Origin of the sequence: Enterobacter sp. JUb54 (assembly GCF_014298075.1) — a bacterium.
Taxonomy (GTDB): domain Bacteria; phylum Pseudomonadota; class Gammaproteobacteria; order Enterobacterales; family Enterobacteriaceae; genus Klebsiella; species Klebsiella lignicola.
Window position 1 is genome coordinate 1,925,199 of the sequence record NZ_CP060418.1, and the last position, 16,245, is coordinate 1,941,443.

A 16,245-nucleotide genomic window follows, 5' to 3' on the forward strand; every position below is an offset into this window, starting at 1 on the left:
CTACAGAAGAATTAATTCGTTAAGCCGCGACGACGCGCCGGCAACCAGACGGATAATACCGACGCGCCAATAATTAACACCGCTCCCATCAGGGTTTGCCCGCCGGGTTGCTGATGCAAGAAAATCCAGGCCAGCAGCACAGCATACACCGGCTCCAGCACAATCATCATCGATACGGTACTCGCCTGCAGCGTGCGCAAGCCCCAGGTCAGCATCCAGTATGCCAGGCCAGTACACAGAATGCCCAGTAAACCAATGAAAACCAGATCGTGGCCGCTGCTGTGAACCAGGCCCGCGAGCCCGCCGGGAAGCGTCACCAGCGCGCAGCCCGCGCACTGCCACCAGGAGGACTGTATTGCCGATGCCCGAATGCGCAGGTAGCGATTAAATATAATCACCAGCGCATGGATAAACCCCGATCCTAGCGCCCAGAGTAGCCCCGTCAGGCTGCCGGCATTTTCAGTCCGCATCGGCGCAAGTATGTAGACGCCAGCAACGATCATCGTCACCAATAACATATCGAAAAGCGCCGGTTTCTTATGCGACAGCACCGCCTCAATCATAATGACAAAAGCGGGGAATGTCGCAAAACCGAGCGTGCCGATCGCCACGCCCCCGGCTTTAACGCCCATAAAAAAGCAAAACCAGTGGCCAGCCAGCAATGCGCCATTCAGCAGCAGCTTGCTTCTGTCGCGCCAGGGAATATATGTGCGCGACCTGTCGAACAGGCACAGCAACGCGCCGAGAAAAAGCAGTGCGAACGCCCCTCTTCCCAATACTACCGCCGTAATATCACTCTGGATTTGCTCCCCCATCAGCGCCGATAAACCGAACAAAACCGTACATGCCTGGATGGCGAGATAAGCTCTGACGTTGCCCATATTTCACCTCAATTAGCCGTAAGGCGAATTTACCCGGCAGAAGATTACCCGTAAAATGAATAATACACTGCATTAGCATTCGATAATCGGATAGGTGATATGACCGAACCCCATCTGGAAATTAGCTGGCTAAAGACCTTTATCACCGTGGCCCGCACAGGTTCGATGACGGAAGCCACCTCGTCGCTGTGCCGCTCTCAATCGGCAATCAGTATGCACATCAAAAAAATCGAGGAGACGCTGGGCCGCAAGGTGTTCAATCGCGAGGTCAGACGGCTTACCCTGACGCCCGCAGGTCAGGAGTTGTTGCTCCATGCCCAGCGCCTGCTGGGAGTTTACTCCGAAGCTATGCAGAGCCTGACGGGGTCGAACGTGCAGGGGAAAATCAGCCTCGGGATCCCCGATGACTACGCCGTGCGCTACCTGCCCCAGGTGCTGAAGGCCTTCGGGGAAAAATATCCGGCGATTGAGATATCGCTTTTCTGCGAGCCTTCCCTGACCCTCATTCCGAAAATCGAGTCCGGGATGCTGGATGTGGCGATTGTCACCCGGGATATCTCCGGGCGCGGCGAGCTGCTGTTCAGCGAACAGCTAGTATGGACGGGGATAAAAAGCACGCTCATCAAGGAGGATCACCCCTTGCCTGTTGCCGTTTATGAATATGGCAGCGAAGCGCGGAAAAAGGTACTGGCCGCGCTTGAACAGTTACCTTCGGGGTACCGAATCGCCTACAGCAGTCCCTATGTTGCTGGTCAGATTGCCGTTGTCGAAAGTGGAATGGCGGTCGCGGTACTGACGCGCTGCAGCGTCCCGCAGCATTTGCACATCATCCATTCGGAGAAACTCCCGGCGTTACCGTCGCTGGAGGTCGTCGTGATCTCCCGGGAAAATGCGGCCAGCGCAACGCTCAATCCGCTGCTGGTCAATGAGATAAAGCTTCAGCTGCAACGGTAAACGCGCCAGCTATACGCCGACGTGATGGCTCGTCAGCACGTTGTCGATATAGCGGTGAAGCATCAGCGTCGGCGGATCGCTGACCGGCGGCACGTTGACGGTTCCAAACCATACGGGATTTGCCGGACAAACGGAGCCGCAGATATACGCCGGCACACCCGCAAAAGTACCCACTACCGGTCGGTGCACGTGCCCGGCAGAAATGGCCAGCAGACTGGCTGGCGAGTTTCTTATCACGTGCTCCAGCTCGCTTAGCCCCCTGCACATCAACGGGTCCAGAGTCGGGATGCCCGATGGGAACAGGTGATGATGGGTAAACAGCAGCACCGGGGAGTCGCCTGCGTGATGGAGCTGGCTATCCAGCCACGCGCCATGCTCGCTCAGATCGCCATAATCTTCCCCCTCGACCGTCGAATCGAGTCCAATCAGGCGCAATGCCCCGGCCTGATGAACAGCATGTAACGCCCTCGTGGATGCATCCTGCGTCCATCGACTTTCACCCCATGTGGCGCGCATCAATTGACGATCGTCAGCGTTGCCCGGCAGGATCAGCGAAGGATAATCTAGCTGCTCCAGACGGGCCGCGATCTGTTGATAGCCTTCCAGCCAGCGATCGTCCGTCAGGTCGCCGCTTAGCACCAGGGCATCCGGCCGCACATGGGCAAGCCATGTCAACACCCGGTCAAACCGAAGCAGGTGTTCATTGTCCGGTGACGCATGAATATCTGAAACCTGTGCTATCAGCATAAACCCCTGTTACCCCGCGGCAATGTTCGCTGTGTCAGACCAGACTGTCTTGTAAGGTGGCGGCAATCTGGCAGAATGCCCAATGACATATACTCCATCTTTCCAGGTACATCGGCTTTCGGGTAGGTAAAAGCGTGTACGGCATCAGCTTAGTTGACCTGCTAGAAATTAGCGCCAACGATGGTCATTTCCTTCACGAAGCTGACGACATCGGCCTGAGAGGTTCAGGACTTCATAAAGGTTTCAAACGCCGCTTTCCAGTCGGGATGCCAGCGAGACAACGCGGGCCGGTTTTGAATAATATCCTGATAGGCCCAGGTAATGCGCTTCGCGTCCATTTCCGGCGTCACTGCCGCATCCGGACAGATAATATAAAAATCACCGTCAGAGAAACGTTCGACAAAATAGTCAATGACTTGCTCAGAGGTCCACGTGCCGGTTGGCTGAATATCAGTATTCTCGTTCATCCCAGGGAAGTTCATCGGTGTCCAGGTGTAGCCCGGCACCAGCAAATGCGCCGAAATCCTGTTTCCGCACTCTTTTAATAAGTCATGCGCAAGCTGCTCGGTAACAATTTTGACGCCGGCTTTTGAAACGTTATAAGCATTGTTGCCTGGCGGCGTCGTGATGCCTTGTTTAGAGCCGAGATTCACGATCGCGCTACGCTTATTTAGCGATAACATCGCCGGCACGAAGATATGCTGAACATTAATAACAGACAGCAGATTACCTTCGAGCTGGATCCGCCAGTCATCAGGATCGCCCCACGGTCCAACAGGGTGCGAAATTCCGGCATTATTCATCAACAAGGCGATATCAGCGAATTCGCGCAGGGTGATATTAAGCAGCTTTTGAATATCCTCGGGATGTCTGACATCCCCGGCGACCAGACGGACTTCCGTTTCCAGCGTGTTGGATAATGCCTGCAGAGCCTGCTCATCTCGATCGAAAAGACACAGGTTCATCCCTTCCCGGGATAATCGTTTTGCTGCCGCTGCGCCAATTCCTTTTGCTGCACCAGTTATCACGGCCGTACGCCCTTTTGCGATCACGGGATTCGTCATTTTTCACCTCCAGGCGATATTCATTTTCCCAACTTTTCGGATAACCTTGTTTATTCAAGGCTATCCGAACTATAACCGAAGACCGGCATAACGTTGTTTACGTCAGTCAGATGCCTTATTGAATTAAATTCATCCTTCTGAATCTAATGTCAGCAATGTTATTTCCGCTGGTTTGCCTAGTCTTAACGGGAAGCCATTCCAGAGCCCGGTTCCGTTACTCACATATAAAGACATCGCGTTGACCTGATAATGCCCGGAGACGTAACCGTTATTGGCGGGCGCAATTATCTTATCGAGGCCGTAGATCATCCCCCCGTGAGTATGACCTGACAATTGCAATGACACCCCGGCGTCGGCGCTTTCCCGGGCATGTCCTGGACGGTGACTCATCAGTATGATTTTATCGGATGGGGCGGTACCTGAAAGGGCTGAAGATAAATCCGGCGGCGCACTGCCATATTCGGCGGCCACATCGTCAGTAATACCCGCAATAACTAATCGCGCACCGTTTCGTGAAAGCACGAGGTGTTGATTGTTCAGAAAATGCAAACCCAGACGGGTAAATTCAGTGGTCCATGCGTCTGCATCAAAATAATATTCGTGATTACCGGTAACGGCATATACACCGTCATGAGCGTTCAGCAGAGCAAGCGAGCTGACATCATTTTTTCTGTTGGCTACGGTGCCGTCAATCATATCTCCGGTAAGCAATATCAGGTCAGCATTTAAGGCATTTGTTTTCTCAACAACCTGACGCAACCACGCCCCTGTCAGGAGACGACTAACATGGAGATCGGTAAGCTGGACAACGCGATAGCCGTCATACTCTTTCGACAACCCCGGAATAACGACCTTTACTTCACGAACGTCAGGCACTTTTAACGATTCGTACACCCCAATGCCGGAAAGCAGCGCCGCGATAATGACCAGCGCCCCATCGACTTTCAAAGACGCATATCGATGCCGCGTTATCAGATAACGAGCAAGCATCAAAACATCACGAACAATAAGCAGAACGAACAGGATGACGATACAGCCGAAACCCCAGCCTAAAAACGTCATCACCGATTGCGGCAGTTCCGGTGAAAACATCGTGCCAAATAGCATCCTGCTGAGAAGATGAAAATCGGCAACCATGGCAAGCGCGATAAATATCAGGCATCGCAATAACCACGAGATCTGACGAGGGTAAACCAGCCTGACCCCAATATAGAGTGCCGGGAGTAAAGTCCAAAGATGAAACACGCAAAGCATTCCTTATGTGATGAACATTGAGAGCTTCTCATCAATCAAATCGGATGTGACACCGGCCGTAGACAAGATTGTTGAATTAAACTAAAAATAACACTTAATTATGGCAATAATTGTTGAATTAAATGCAATATTGCAATGAGCTATATTCACGGTTGATGAGAATTTCGTATGCCTGTAAGACCTATAGCAAAACTATCACGTAGTGACCTCGCTGATCTAAATGCCTTCAGAACGGTTGAGAGGTTGCGAAGTTTTACCCAAGCCGCCGTTGAGCTGGGCATCACCACCTCCGCGCTTAGCCATTCGGTGCGTAATCTGGAAGCCAGGTTAGGCGTGCGTCTGCTCAACCGAACAAGCAGAACGGTCGCTCCAACCGATGCGGGCGCTAATCTCGCCAGACGCTTAGAGATTGGGTTCAATGAAATTGGTGAGGCACTGGATGAAATCAACCTGATGCGTGACCGGCCCGTTGGCAGATTACGTATCAACGTGCTGGCTGACGGCGCAAGGTTAATCGTGTCGCGGCTTTTACCAAAATTTGTCCAGAGCTATCCAGACGTCGAAGTTGAAGTCGCGGTCGATGACAAAATGGTCGATATCGTCTCGGCGGGCTTTGATGCCGGGATTCGCTTTGGCGGCACGGTACCCGAGGATTTCGTTGCCGTTAAATTAGGACCAGAGCTCAGATGGGTTGCGGTCGCCTCGCCCCGCTATCTTTACCGTAAACAGACGCCGGTGATACCTGAAGATTTGAAATCGCATAACTGCATTCAAATTAGAACCGGGCAAGGGGTCATTTATCGCTGGGATTTTGAAAAAGGTGATGACCACAGGACGATCGAAGTACCAGGGCAGGTCTGTGTCAACGAAACCACCCTCGGTATCGAGCTGGCATTAAAAGATGTTGGTATTATGTATTGCCTGGAAGAACGGGTCGCCGAATATATTAAGAGGGGGGAACTGCACATTGTGCTGCCTGACTGGTCACCGATGGAACCCGCTTTGCATCTGTATTATCCGGGACACCGTCAGGTGCCTCAAGGACTGAAGGAATTTATCGAAGTGTTGAAATCGGCGTACAACGATCTCACCTGACACGGGTTTGAGGTGGGCCACCGGACCCACCTCATCATCACTTAATATAGCCCCTGGATGGTTATTCATCACTTCAGCAACACGCATAATATTACCTCGCAGTACAACTTCGCATTTCATTATTCACGGCAGTTAGTCATCATGATTAAAGAAGTCATTCACGTTTATTTTTTATTCGTCACTCTGACGGATAAAAACATAAGAACCAGGCCGATGAGTGAAAAACAAACCCCGACCCACCCTGTCGATACCCAGGATCCTCCGCATGAAATCGCAAGCGCGCCGAACGCGGCACCCAGTGCATTTGAAATATTAAATGCGCTATGTGTTAAGGATGACGCCAGGGTTTGCGCTTCTCCGGCAATGTTCATCATGTGGGCCTGCAGCGCCGGAACCAGGGCAAAGCCATTACCAAGCAAAAAGATGGTAATTAAAGTCGAAACTTTCCATTGTGCGACAACGGCAAATACCGCAAGGAAGACGATATTCCAGATAATCATGCCATAGATCGATGGAATCAGAGCCCGGTCAGCCAGTCGCCCTCCCACAATATTGCCGGTGACCATGCCTAAACCCCATAGCACAAGTATCCAGGGAACCTGTTTGAGATCGAAGCCGCTCACTTCGGTAAGCGCTGGCGTAATAAAGCTGTAGACCGCAAACATGCCGGCGAACCCCACTGAGGCCACCCCAAACGCCATTAAAACCTGCGGGCTGCGCAGCGCGCTTAATTCTTTAAGGGGGGATGCACTTTTCTCCGGTGGGATTTTGGGAATAAAAGCCGACACCATCAGCCCTGTAAGCACAATTCCAATACAGACGAAGGTGAACGACATCCGCCACCCAAGCGCCTGCCCGGCCCATGTGACCAGAGGGACCCCGGCAACATTCGCCACCCCGAGGCCAAGCATCACATAGGCGATATATTGTGCTTTCTGATTTTCTGGCACCATTGAGGCCGCAACCAATGCCGCGACACCATACCAGGCACCGTGTGGCAGGCCGGAGATAAACCGGGCCACCATCAAAGAGGAATAATCCCATGCCACCGCGCTTAATGTGTAACCTGCTACCGCGATGATTAATAAAATGATCAGCAGGGTTTTGCGCGGCCAGCGCGCGGCCATCACCGCGAGTAAAGGCGCACCGATAACCACTCCGGCGGCATAGGAACTGATGTACGCGCCAGCTGCCGGTATCGACACTGAGGTACCCGCAGCCAAATCAGGCAACAGGCTCATCGGGGCAAATTCACCGGTACCGATACAGAGTCCACCAGCGCCTAGCGCGAGCATTGCGGGCAACAGACCCGATGGGGGAATAACTTTTGCGTCGTTAATACTTTCAGTCTGACAGTTCATTGCTGAAACATCTCCCGTGTATAAAACATAGAGTGAATTACGCGATTGCTCATCACGACCCATCCTGCCATCGCTGCGCCGGTAGATATGAAGATCATTGATGATAACGTTGAGCGGAATTAAACTATACACGACAAACTGGCCGTAATTGTTTAGCCATAACAGATGCTTCATTGAATTTAATTCAATTAAAATAACCGAATAAAGGCGTTGTTGCTGTTCGGTGGGTTATGTATTTCGGGCCAGGATAGGCCATGTCATCAACAGGCTATTTCAGATATCCCTGGATACACGTTACTGATTTCCTGCCCGTGCGCCCTGGCGAAGATTCTCCACGATGAATTCAACCAAAACGCGGATCCGATGCGGCATATGCTGTGTCTGGGGATAGACCAGGTAGAATGGCTGTGTCGCGCCATTCACCGCCGGTAAGACTTCGCACAGTTCACCGCGAGCGAGTGCATCCGCCACAACATAACGATAGATTTGGTAGATCCCGGCACCATTTTTGGCCAGAGACACACCGGCCAGATAGTCTTCCGAACAGAGCAGACTGCCCTTCAGGTGGATCTCCTGTTGTTCCCCGTCAGTACGTATCAGCCACGGCGCAGGACGCCCCGTACCGGGCAACACAAACCGAATACACTGATGTAACGCGAGATCCTGCACCGACGCGATCGGCGGGTGCTGCTGGAGGTAGTCTGGGGAAGCAACCATCACCAGCCCGGCGTCTTCCAGCTTGCGGGCGATTAATGTTGAATCATCCAGTTCGCTCCCCCGAATCGCCAAATCATAATCTTCGCGCGCAAAATTGACGCTGTGCGTGCTGATATGAAACGCCAGATCGATCTGCGGGTAACGCTGCTGGAACGGTGGGATTAATGGGAACAGCCGCCAGTGCGCGTATGCCGCTGGCAGACTGATACGCACGGAACCCGATGGTGTTTGCTGTTCGCCAGTCGCCTCAAGCTCAGCATGATGCAGCAGCTCCATCGCCGCACGACACTGCGCCGCGTACTGCCTGCCGGCGTCAGTCAACCTCACCTGCCGGGTGCTGCGGATAAAGAGCGGAATACCCAGACGCTCCTCGAGCCGCATAATGGTCTTGCTCACCGCCGCAGGCGAGATCCCGGCGGCCTGCGCCGCCAGGGTAAAGCTCTGGTGCTCGGCAGCAAGACAAAACAAATCGATGCTGCTAATCATGATGTCGTTCAAACGCTGCGGCATAGTGGTCCAGAGTCCTTATTGGCGGGCAGTAAACATCGCTATGATATACGAAATCCCGGGGTCAACGCTGCTCTGCGCGCTGACGCAGTGCGCTGACCGTTTCCCCTCCGACGCCCCAATTGTCGGTGCTGATTTCGTCAATCACGACATAGGTCGTCGCCCGAGGTTTATTCAGCACCTGCTCAAGCAGCACAGTGGCGCCTTCGATTAACTGGCGTTTCTGCTGGGCGGTGACCTTTTCATCCGTCACTTTGATATTAATGTAAGGCATCGCGTCCTCCAAATTACCATTTGCCCGAGGTGGCGCCGCCGTCCACCACCATCACGCTACCGGTGACAAAACGCGAATCCGTTAAATACATCACGGCGTTCACCATATCCTGCACGTCACCGACCAGCCGGGTTGGCGCCATCGTTTTCAGGGCTTCCAGCGTCTGCGGGTCTTGTGAATGCATCGGGGTGGAAATAATACCGGGAGCAATCGCATTGACCATAATCCCGGCATCAGCCAGCTCCAGCGCCAGGCCTTTTACGGCATGATTAAGCCCGCCTTTGACCATGATCGGCAGCAGCGCGGGAACATTCACATTAGGCTGCATGGCAATCGCCGCGGTAATGGCAATGATATGGCCGCCACCCTGGGCGCGCATATGCTGTGCTGCGCGCTGGGAGGTGTAGAAGAAACCTTTCATATTCACCGCCAGCATCGTTTCGACATCGTCGGGCGTATAGTCGGCGATCGGTCTGGAGATAAATACGCCGGCATTATTGACCAGCACATCAACCCGACCAAAACGGGCCTCCGCCTGCGTAAACAGCGCTTCTGCAGTTTCTGGCAGCGAAATATCACCGGCAACCAGCAGCAAATTATCCGGCGAGCCTAACGCCTGTGCGGCCTTTTCCAGCCCCTGACGTGTAGGAGCATTCGCCACCACATTGTCACCTCGCTGTACAAAGGCCTGAGCGATAGCAAAACCAATACCACTTGATGCACCGGTGACGACGACTGTTTTCGTTTTCATTGTAGTTTCCTGGGTTAGTTATGACTTAAGGGAAACTATAATGGCGGGAGACAGGAGGTTGAACGGCTGCGGGATGACATCAGTAATGACATCATGGAATAAATGAGATAAACGAAATATTCCGTACATTTATTTCATAAATAAAATGACAGAATATATTTGCCGAAAAAATAACACCTCCCCCTTTCGATAACAGGGCGAGAATACGCATCGCCCTGTTAAAGGGATTACTCTTAAAGCTGGAAAACTATTACTTTGGCTGTTCGATATTCTCAGCAATACGGCGCAGATACTCATTATTCTTGAAAGCAATCATGATGAGTTCAAAAGTGACGCGACAACCGATCAAACTGAAAATGGTGCCAAAAAAACCGGCGATGAACTGCCCGTTAAACATCGAAAAAACGCCGCCGACGATTATAAGGACCATTAACAGCCAATACAGAAACACGAGTACTTTAGGGGTAATTAAATGGTCAAAACCCAAAAGATCTTTCATTTTAACTCCTGTAAAAAATAAACTTCATCCAAAAGAAAAATGAATATACGAAACACATTTCAAAATGTAAATATTTATTATTTGAACAATGAGTTTTCAGAAGTGAGACGGTGTACGTCTACCGGCAGGCGACGATTTAAAGGCAAAAAAAACGGGAACCCAATCGGCTCCCGTTATTGTTTAACCCAGAGACTGGATTACATGTTCGCGATGATCGCGTCGCCAAACTCGCTACATTTCAGCAGTTTAGCGCCTTCCATCAGACGTTCAAAGTCATAGGTCACAGTCTTAGCGGCGATAGCGCCTTCGGTGCCTTTAACGATCAGGTCTGCGGCTTCGAACCACTGCATATGGCGCAGCATCATCTCAGCGGACAGAATAATAGAACCTGGGTTCACCTTATCCTGACCTGCGTATTTCGGTGCAGTACCGTGGGTCGCTTCGAACAGTGCACATTCGTCACCGATGTTTGCGCCCGGAGCGATACCGATACCACCAACCTGTGCCGCCAGAGCATCAGAGATGTAGTCACCGTTCAGGTTCATACATGCAATGACATCGTACTCAGCCGGACGCAGCAGGATCTGCTGCAGGAAGGCGTCAGCGATAACGTCTTTGATGATGATTTCTTTACCGGTGTTCGGGTTTTTGATCTTCTGCCACGGGCCGCCGTCAATCAGTTCGCCACCGAACTCTTCGCGAATCAGCTGGTAACCCCAGTCTTTGAACGCGCCTTCGGTGAACTTCATGATGTTGCCTTTGTGTACCAGAGTCAGCGAATCGCGATCGTTAGTGATAGCGTATTCGATAGCCGCACGAACCAGGCGCTTGGTGCCTTCTTCAGAGCACGGCTTGATGCCGATACCGCAATGTTCCGGGAAGCGAATTTTCTTCACGCCCATCTCATCACGCAGGAATTTGATAACTTTTTCAGCGTCAGCAGAGTCTGCTTTCCACTCGATACCTGCATAGATATCTTCGGAGTTTTCACGGAAGATAACCATGTCGGTCAGTTCAGGATGTTTAACCGGGCTCGGGGTGCCCTGGTAGTAACGTACTGGACGCAGGCAGACGTAGAGGTCCAGTTCCTGGCGCAGCGCAACGTTCAGAGAACGAATACCGCCGCCAACTGGCGTCGTCAGAGGGCCTTTGATAGCAACACGATAGTCACGAATCAGATCAAGAGTTTCGGCAGGCAGCCAGACGTCCTGGCCATAAACCTGGGTCGATTTTTCGCCGGTGTAAATTTCCATCCAGGAAATTTTACGCTCGCCTTTATAGGCTTTCTCAACGGCGGCATCCACCACTTTCAGCATCGCTGGGGTCACATCAACACCGATACCATCACCCTCGATAAACGGGATGATCGGGTTGTTAGGGACATTCAGTTTGCCATCTTGCAGGGTGATTTTCTGACCTTCCGCCGGAACTACTACTTTGCTTTCCATTAACCTCTCCTTCGAGCGCTTCTGGTTCTGCTCTTCCTTTTCACACTAACCGAGCGTTGGCTTTATCCGCCCACTCCCGCCACCGGGTCATCCCGCTAACCGGAGATTCGCGTCCGTGCCGCCTTCTAGTAGCGCGAATCAGTTTGAGCAATATTTTTGTTAAAAAATTGTGATGAGCATGTCAATACTACCTGAATGTTTGCGTCCATGAAAGGCATTCGTAATTAGGCTATAATGCGGCAATTGCCAGGATCTGAAAATACCATGCAGAAAACTTCATTTAGAAAACATCGCGTTGAGCGATTCAGCTCACAACAAAGTGCCAGACAACGTAAAGAACACCAGCCAAAACGCGTCATCTTGTTTAATAAACCCTACGATGTGTTGCCGCAATTTACAGACGAAGCCGGACGCAGCACCCTAAAAGATTTTGTTCCGGCCGCCGGCGTCTATGCTGCGGGTCGCCTTGACCGCGACAGCGAGGGGCTACTGGTGCTCACCAACGATGGCGCACTGCAGGCGCAGCTGACCCAGCCGGGCAAACGCACCGGCAAAATTTACTATGTCCAGGTTGAGGGCCAGCCAACAGACCAGGCCCTGAGCGCGCTGCGCGATGGCGTCCCCCTCAACGATGGCCCCACCCTGCCCGCCGGTATCGAACGGGTGGCGGAACCCGCCTGGCTGTGGGCGCGAAACCCGCCCATCCGCGAACGTAAAGCGATTCCCACCAGTTGGCTGAAGATCACCCTCTATGAAGGGCGCAACCGTCAGGTTCGCCGCATGACCGCTCACGTGGGATATCCCACGCTGCGCCTGATTCGTTATGCCATGGGTGGCTACACGCTCGATGGTATCGCTAACGGTGAGTGGCGCCAGGTTGAGTAATCACAAAAGGAACCCACCGCATGTTTAAACCGCACGTCACCGTCGCCTGCATCGTCCATGCGCAGGACAAATTTCTGATCGTTGAGGAAACCATCAACGGTAAAGCGCTGTGGAACCAGCCCGCCGGTCACCTCGAAGCCGATGAAACGTTGCTCCAGGCCGCCGAACGCGAGCTGTGGGAAGAGACCGGTATTCGCGCAACGCCGCAGCACTTTATCCGCATGCATCAGTGGATAGCCCCCGACAAAACGCCGTTTTTGCGCTTTCTGTTCGCCATTGAACTTAACGATATGTGCGCCACTGAACCTCACGACAGCGATATCGACCGCTGCCTGTGGCTGAGCGCGGAGGAGATCCTCAACGCGCCAAATCTGCGCTCCCAACTGGTTGCCGAGAGCATCCGCAGCTATCAACAGGACCCGCGTCAGCCGCTGTCACTGATTGGTGCGTTTAACTGGCCGCTCCTGGGGGGTGCCTGAGCCGCTAGTGCGTGCTAGAATATGCCGCCTTGAAGTTCAATGTGGTGAATATTCCAATGTCAGAAAGCCAAAAAAAAGTGATCGTCGGCATGTCCGGCGGCGTCGATTCCTCTGTTTCTGCCTGGTTGCTGCTTCAGCAAGGTTATAAGGTAGAAGGCCTGTTCATGAAGAACTGGGAGGAAGACGATGGTGAGGAATACTGCACCGCCGCTGCCGATCTCGCCGACGCGCAAGCCGTCTGCGATAAGCTCGGGATTGAGCTTCATACCGTAAACTTTGCCGCAGAATACTGGGACAACGTGTTTGAACTGTTCCTGGCCGAATATAAAGCCGGGCGCACGCCGAACCCGGATATTCTGTGCAACAAAGAGATCAAATTTAAAGCCTTCCTGGAGTTTGCTGCCGAAGATCTCGGCGCCGACTATATTGCCACCGGCCACTACGTGCGCCGTGCCGATGTCGACGGTAAAAGCCAGCTGCTGCGCGGCCTGGATGGCAACAAAGATCAGAGCTACTTCCTCTACACCCTCGGCCACGAACAGATCGCCCAAAGCCTGTTCCCGGTAGGTGAGCTGGAAAAGCCGCAGGTGCGTAAAATCGCCGAAGATCTTGACCTTATCACCGCGAAGAAAAAAGACTCCACCGGGATCTGCTTTATCGGTGAACGTAAATTCCGCGAGTTCCTCGGTCGCTACCTCCCGGCCCAGCCAGGCAAAATCGTCACCGTTGATGGCGACGAAATCGGCGAGCACCAGGGTCTGATGTACCACACCCTGGGGCAGCGTAAAGGCCTCGGTATCGGCGGGACCAAAGAAGGCAGCGAAGATCCGTGGTACGTTGTCGATAAAGACGTCGAAAACAATATTCTGGTGGTGGCACAAGGCCACGACCACCCGCGTCTGATGTCAAAAGGCCTGATAGCTCAACAGCTGCACTGGGTTGACCGCCAGCCGGTTACCGGTACCCTGCGCTGCACGGTGAAAACCCGTTATCGTCAGACCGACATCCCATGCACGGTGAATGCCCTGGATGACGAGCGCATTGAAGTTATCTTTGACGAGCCGGTTGCGGCCGTTACGCCTGGCCAGTCCGCGGTCTTCTATCGTGGTGAAGTGTGCCTCGGTGGTGGCGTGATCGAGCAGCGTCTGCCGCTGCAGTCCTGACAGACCGTTTTTACCGCCGGTGCGGCAGAGTCCGTCGCCGACGGTTTACAAGGAGTATGTGTGGCGAAGAATTATTATGACATCACATTGGCGCTAGCCGGTATTTGCCAGGCCGCCCGTCTGGTACAGCAGCTGGCGCATCAGGGCCATTGCGACAGCGATGCCCTGCACGTTTCACTGAACAGCATTATCGATCTCAACCCGAACTCCACGCTGGCAGTGTACGGTGGCAGTGAAGCTAATCTTCGCCTCGGGCTGGAAACCATGCTCGGCGTACTCAATAGCGGCAGTCGTCAGGGCCTCAATGCAGAACTGACCCGCTACACATTGAGCCTGATGGTGCTGGAGCGTAAGCTTGACTGTAGCAAAGGGGCGATGGACACCCTCGGCAACCGTATTTCCGGCCTGCGCCGCCAGCTGGAACATTTCGACCTGCAGTCAGAAACGTTGCTCAGCGCCATGGCCGGGATTTATGTTGATGTGATCAGTCCGTTAGGCCCACGTATTCAGGTAACCGGCTCACCGGCCGTGTTGCAAAGCCCGCAGGTTCAGGCGAAAGTTCGCGCCTCTCTGCTGGCAGGCATTCGCGCCGCCGTGCTCTGGCATCAGGTCGGCGGTGGCCGCATGCAGCTTATGTTTTCTCGTAATCGTCTGGTTAACCAGGCAAAACAAATTCTTGCTCATTTAACCCCGGAGTTGTGATCTATGGAATTATCCTCACTGACCGCCGTTTCCCCTGTCGATGGACGCTACGGCGATAAAGTCAGCGCGCTGCGCGGAATTTTCAGCGAATTCGGTTTGCTGAAATTTCGTGTACAGGTTGAAGTACGTTGGCTGCAAAAGTTAGCCGCGCACGCAGCGATCAAGGAAGTTCCTGCTTTTGCTGCCGACGCAAACGGTTACCTTGATAAAATCGTTGCCGACTTCAGCGTGGAAGATGCTCAGCGCATCAAAACCATCGAACGCACCACTAACCATGATGTGAAAGCCGTCGAATATTTCCTCAAGGAAAAAGTGGCCGATATCGCTGAACTGCACGCGGTGTCCGAGTTCATCCACTTCGCCTGCACCTCCGAAGACATTAACAACCTCTCCCATGCGCTGATGCTGAAAACCGCGCGTGACGAAGTGGTGCTGCCTTACTGGCGCCAGCTGATTGACGCGATTAAAGCGCTGGCGGTTCAGTACCGCGACGTCCCGCTGCTGTCCCGTACTCACGGCCAGCCGGCAACGCCGTCTACTATGGGTAAAGAGATGGCGAACGTCGCTTACCGCATGGAGCGCCAGTATCGCCAGCTGAACCAGGTGGAAATCCTGGGCAAAATCAACGGCGCGGTCGGTAACTATAACGCCCACATCGCCGCCTATCCGGAAGTTGACTGGCACCAGTTCAGCGAAGAGTTTGTCACTTCGCTGGGCATCGAATGGAACCCGTACACCACCCAGATCGAGCCGCACGATTACATTGCCGAACTGTTTGACTGCATCGCGCGTTTCAACACCATTCTGATCGATTTCGATCGTGACGTGTGGGGTTACATCGCCCTGAACCACTTCAAACAGAAAACCATCGCCGGCGAAATCGGTTCTTCCACCATGCCGCACAAAGTTAACCCGATCGACTTCGAAAACTCCGAAGGTAACCTCGGTCTGGCTAACGCCATGATGCAGCACCTGGCCAGCAAACTGCCGGTCTCCCGCTGGCAGCGTGACCTGACGGACTCCACCGTACTGCGTAACCTCGGCGTCGGTATCGGCTATGCGTTGATTGCCTACCAGTCCACTCTGAAAGGCGTTAGCAAGCTGGAGCTGAACGGCGATCGTCTGCTGGACGAACTGGATCACAACTGGGAAGTTCTGGCCGAGCCGATCCAGACCGTGATGCGCCGCTATGGGATCGAAAAACCGTACGAGAAACTGAAAGAGCTGACCCGTGGCAAACGCGTTGATGCCGAAGGAATGCAGCAGTTCATCGACAGCCTGCCGCTGCCGGACGCGGAAAAAGTGCGTCTGAAAGCGATGACCCCGGCCAACTACATCGGCCGCGCTACCACGATGGTTGACGAGCTGAAGTAAGCCCCACAACCCTCTTTCCGCAAGGGAAGAGGGTTTTACAAATTTGTCCGGCGCCAGCGTCCCCCGACATCTGGATGGAACCCTTCCCCT

The 16,245-nt window shown here is 53.3% G+C and carries 17 protein-coding genes; 7 read left to right on the forward strand and 10 right to left on the reverse strand.

All coding sequences use genetic code 11. From position 1 onward, the window contains the following. Nucleotides 1-11: 11 nt before the first annotated feature. Nucleotides 12-881, reverse strand: a complete 870-nt coding sequence (locus tag HF679_RS08865; protein ID WP_123753877.1) for a DMT family transporter — start codon at nt 879-881, stop codon at nt 12-14. Between the two features lie 99 nt (nt 882-980). Here HF679_RS08865 and HF679_RS08870 point away from each other — a divergent pair, with 99 nt between their 5' ends. Beyond that, nucleotides 981-1,835, forward strand: coding sequence for a LysR family transcriptional regulator (locus HF679_RS08870; protein ID WP_123753876.1), 855 nt, complete (start codon nt 981-983; stop codon nt 1,833-1,835). Nucleotides 1,836-1,844: 9 nt separating this feature from the next. On the opposite strand, the gene HF679_RS08875 is transcribed toward HF679_RS08870, so the two are convergent. The 3 genes from HF679_RS08875 to HF679_RS08885 form a co-directional block, all read right to left on the reverse strand. Continuing rightward, on the reverse strand, nt 1,845-2,582 hold the full coding sequence (locus tag HF679_RS08875) for a metallophosphoesterase (protein ID WP_187042883.1): 738 nt from the start codon (nt 2,580-2,582) through the stop codon (nt 1,845-1,847). A 224-nt stretch (nt 2,583-2,806) separates the two neighbouring features. After that, nucleotides 2,807-3,646, reverse strand: a complete 840-nt coding sequence (locus HF679_RS08880; protein WP_123753874.1) for an SDR family oxidoreductase — start codon at nt 3,644-3,646, stop codon at nt 2,807-2,809. A gap of 129 nt (nt 3,647-3,775) precedes the next feature. Continuing rightward, on the reverse strand, nt 3,776-4,891 hold the full coding sequence (locus tag HF679_RS08885) for a metallophosphoesterase (protein WP_227540089.1): 1,116 nt from the start codon (nt 4,889-4,891) through the stop codon (nt 3,776-3,778). A 177-nt stretch (nt 4,892-5,068) separates the two neighbouring features. On the opposite strand from HF679_RS08885, the gene HF679_RS08890 reads away from it, so the two are divergent. Then, entirely contained in the window at nt 5,069-5,995 is a 927-nt protein-coding gene (locus tag HF679_RS08890) for a LysR family transcriptional regulator (protein ID WP_187042884.1), read from the forward strand. A gap of 164 nt (nt 5,996-6,159) precedes the next feature. Here HF679_RS08890 and HF679_RS08895 read toward each other — a convergent pair whose 3' ends face one another. The 6 genes from HF679_RS08895 to icd all read right to left on the reverse strand — a co-directional run bounded on the left by HF679_RS08895 (nt 6,160) and on the right by icd (nt 11,552). Continuing rightward, entirely contained in the window at nt 6,160-7,530 is a 1,371-nt protein-coding gene (locus tag HF679_RS08895; RefSeq protein WP_261802999.1) for an MFS transporter, read from the reverse strand. A gap of 120 nt (nt 7,531-7,650) precedes the next feature. Further along, nucleotides 7,651-8,583 carry a LysR family transcriptional regulator gene (locus tag HF679_RS08900; protein WP_187042885.1) on the reverse strand — a complete coding sequence of 311 codons (933 nt, stop codon included), beginning with the start codon at nt 8,581-8,583 and terminating at the stop codon, nt 7,651-7,653. Nucleotides 8,584-8,644: 61 nt separating this feature from the next. Further along, nucleotides 8,645-8,854 (reverse strand): tautomerase family protein, encoded by a 210-nt coding sequence (locus HF679_RS08905; protein ID WP_123753870.1) that lies wholly within the window; start codon nt 8,852-8,854, stop codon nt 8,645-8,647. Between the two features lie 13 nt (nt 8,855-8,867). Further along, nucleotides 8,868-9,605: an SDR family NAD(P)-dependent oxidoreductase gene (locus tag HF679_RS08910; protein WP_123753869.1), complete on the reverse strand. Its 738-nt coding sequence runs from the start codon at nt 9,603-9,605 to the stop codon at nt 8,868-8,870. 250 nt (nt 9,606-9,855) lie between these two features. Next, nucleotides 9,856-10,104: a DUF4282 domain-containing protein gene (locus HF679_RS08915; RefSeq protein ID WP_123753868.1), complete on the reverse strand. Its 249-nt coding sequence runs from the start codon at nt 10,102-10,104 to the stop codon at nt 9,856-9,858. A 197-nt stretch (nt 10,105-10,301) separates the two neighbouring features. Further along, entirely contained in the window at nt 10,302-11,552 is a 1,251-nt protein-coding gene (icd, locus tag HF679_RS08920; protein WP_123753867.1) for an NADP-dependent isocitrate dehydrogenase, read from the reverse strand. Between the two features lie 234 nt (nt 11,553-11,786). On the opposite strand from icd, the gene rluE reads away from it, so the two are divergent. From rluE to purB, 5 genes are read left to right on the forward strand one after another with little or no spacing between them, the layout of a single operon-like run. Next, nucleotides 11,787-12,437: a 23S rRNA pseudouridine(2457) synthase RluE gene (gene rluE, locus HF679_RS08925; RefSeq protein ID WP_187042886.1), complete on the forward strand. Its 651-nt coding sequence runs from the start codon at nt 11,787-11,789 to the stop codon at nt 12,435-12,437. A gap of 20 nt (nt 12,438-12,457) precedes the next feature. Continuing rightward, complete coding sequence (locus HF679_RS08930; protein ID WP_187042887.1) at nt 12,458-12,916, forward strand: NUDIX hydrolase; 459 nt, start codon at nt 12,458-12,460, stop codon at nt 12,914-12,916. A gap of 56 nt (nt 12,917-12,972) precedes the next feature. Continuing rightward, on the forward strand, nt 12,973-14,079 hold the full coding sequence (mnmA, locus tag HF679_RS08935) for a tRNA 2-thiouridine(34) synthase MnmA (RefSeq protein ID WP_148060366.1): 1,107 nt from the start codon (nt 12,973-12,975) through the stop codon (nt 14,077-14,079). A 60-nt stretch (nt 14,080-14,139) separates the two neighbouring features. Then, entirely contained in the window at nt 14,140-14,781 is a 642-nt protein-coding gene (hflD, locus tag HF679_RS08940) for a high frequency lysogenization protein HflD (RefSeq protein WP_187042888.1), read from the forward strand. 3 nt (nt 14,782-14,784) lie between these two features. Continuing rightward, a complete protein-coding gene (purB, locus tag HF679_RS08945; RefSeq protein WP_154143632.1) occupies nt 14,785-16,155 on the forward strand; it encodes an adenylosuccinate lyase in 1,371 nt (456 codons plus the stop codon). The last annotated feature ends 90 nt before the right edge of the window (nt 16,156-16,245 follow it).

Coding starts and splice junctions, on each gene's coding strand:
- HF679_RS08895 (WP_261802999.1), bottom strand. CDS start 7,530: ATGAAGCATCTGTTATGGCTAAACAATTACGGCCAGTTTGTCGTGTAT.
- mnmA (WP_148060366.1), top strand. CDS start 12,973: ATGTCAGAAAGCCAAAAAAAAGTGATCGTCGGCATGTCCGGCGGCGTC.
- HF679_RS08880 (WP_123753874.1), bottom strand. CDS start 3,646: ATGACGAATCCCGTGATCGCAAAAGGGCGTACGGCCGTGATAACTGGT.
- HF679_RS08910 (WP_123753869.1), bottom strand. CDS start 9,605: ATGAAAACGAAAACAGTCGTCGTCACCGGTGCATCAAGTGGTATTGGT.
- HF679_RS08875 (WP_187042883.1), bottom strand. CDS start 2,582: ATGCTGATAGCACAGGTTTCAGATATTCATGCGTCACCGGACAATGAA.
- HF679_RS08900 (WP_187042885.1), bottom strand. CDS start 8,583: ATGCCGCAGCGTTTGAACGACATCATGATTAGCAGCATCGATTTGTTT.
- HF679_RS08890 (WP_187042884.1), top strand. CDS start 5,069: ATGCCTGTAAGACCTATAGCAAAACTATCACGTAGTGACCTCGCTGAT.
- rluE (WP_187042886.1), top strand. CDS start 11,787: ATGCGGCAATTGCCAGGATCTGAAAATACCATGCAGAAAACTTCATTT.
- HF679_RS08870 (WP_123753876.1), top strand. CDS start 981: ATGACCGAACCCCATCTGGAAATTAGCTGGCTAAAGACCTTTATCACC.
- purB (WP_154143632.1), top strand. CDS start 14,785: ATGGAATTATCCTCACTGACCGCCGTTTCCCCTGTCGATGGACGCTAC.
- HF679_RS08905 (WP_123753870.1), bottom strand. CDS start 8,854: ATGCCTTACATTAATATCAAAGTGACGGATGAAAAGGTCACCGCCCAG.
- icd (WP_123753867.1), bottom strand. CDS start 11,552: ATGGAAAGCAAAGTAGTAGTTCCGGCGGAAGGTCAGAAAATCACCCTG.
- HF679_RS08865 (WP_123753877.1), bottom strand. CDS start 881: ATGGGCAACGTCAGAGCTTATCTCGCCATCCAGGCATGTACGGTTTTG.
- HF679_RS08915 (WP_123753868.1), bottom strand. CDS start 10,104: ATGAAAGATCTTTTGGGTTTTGACCATTTAATTACCCCTAAAGTACTC.
- HF679_RS08930 (WP_187042887.1), top strand. CDS start 12,458: ATGTTTAAACCGCACGTCACCGTCGCCTGCATCGTCCATGCGCAGGAC.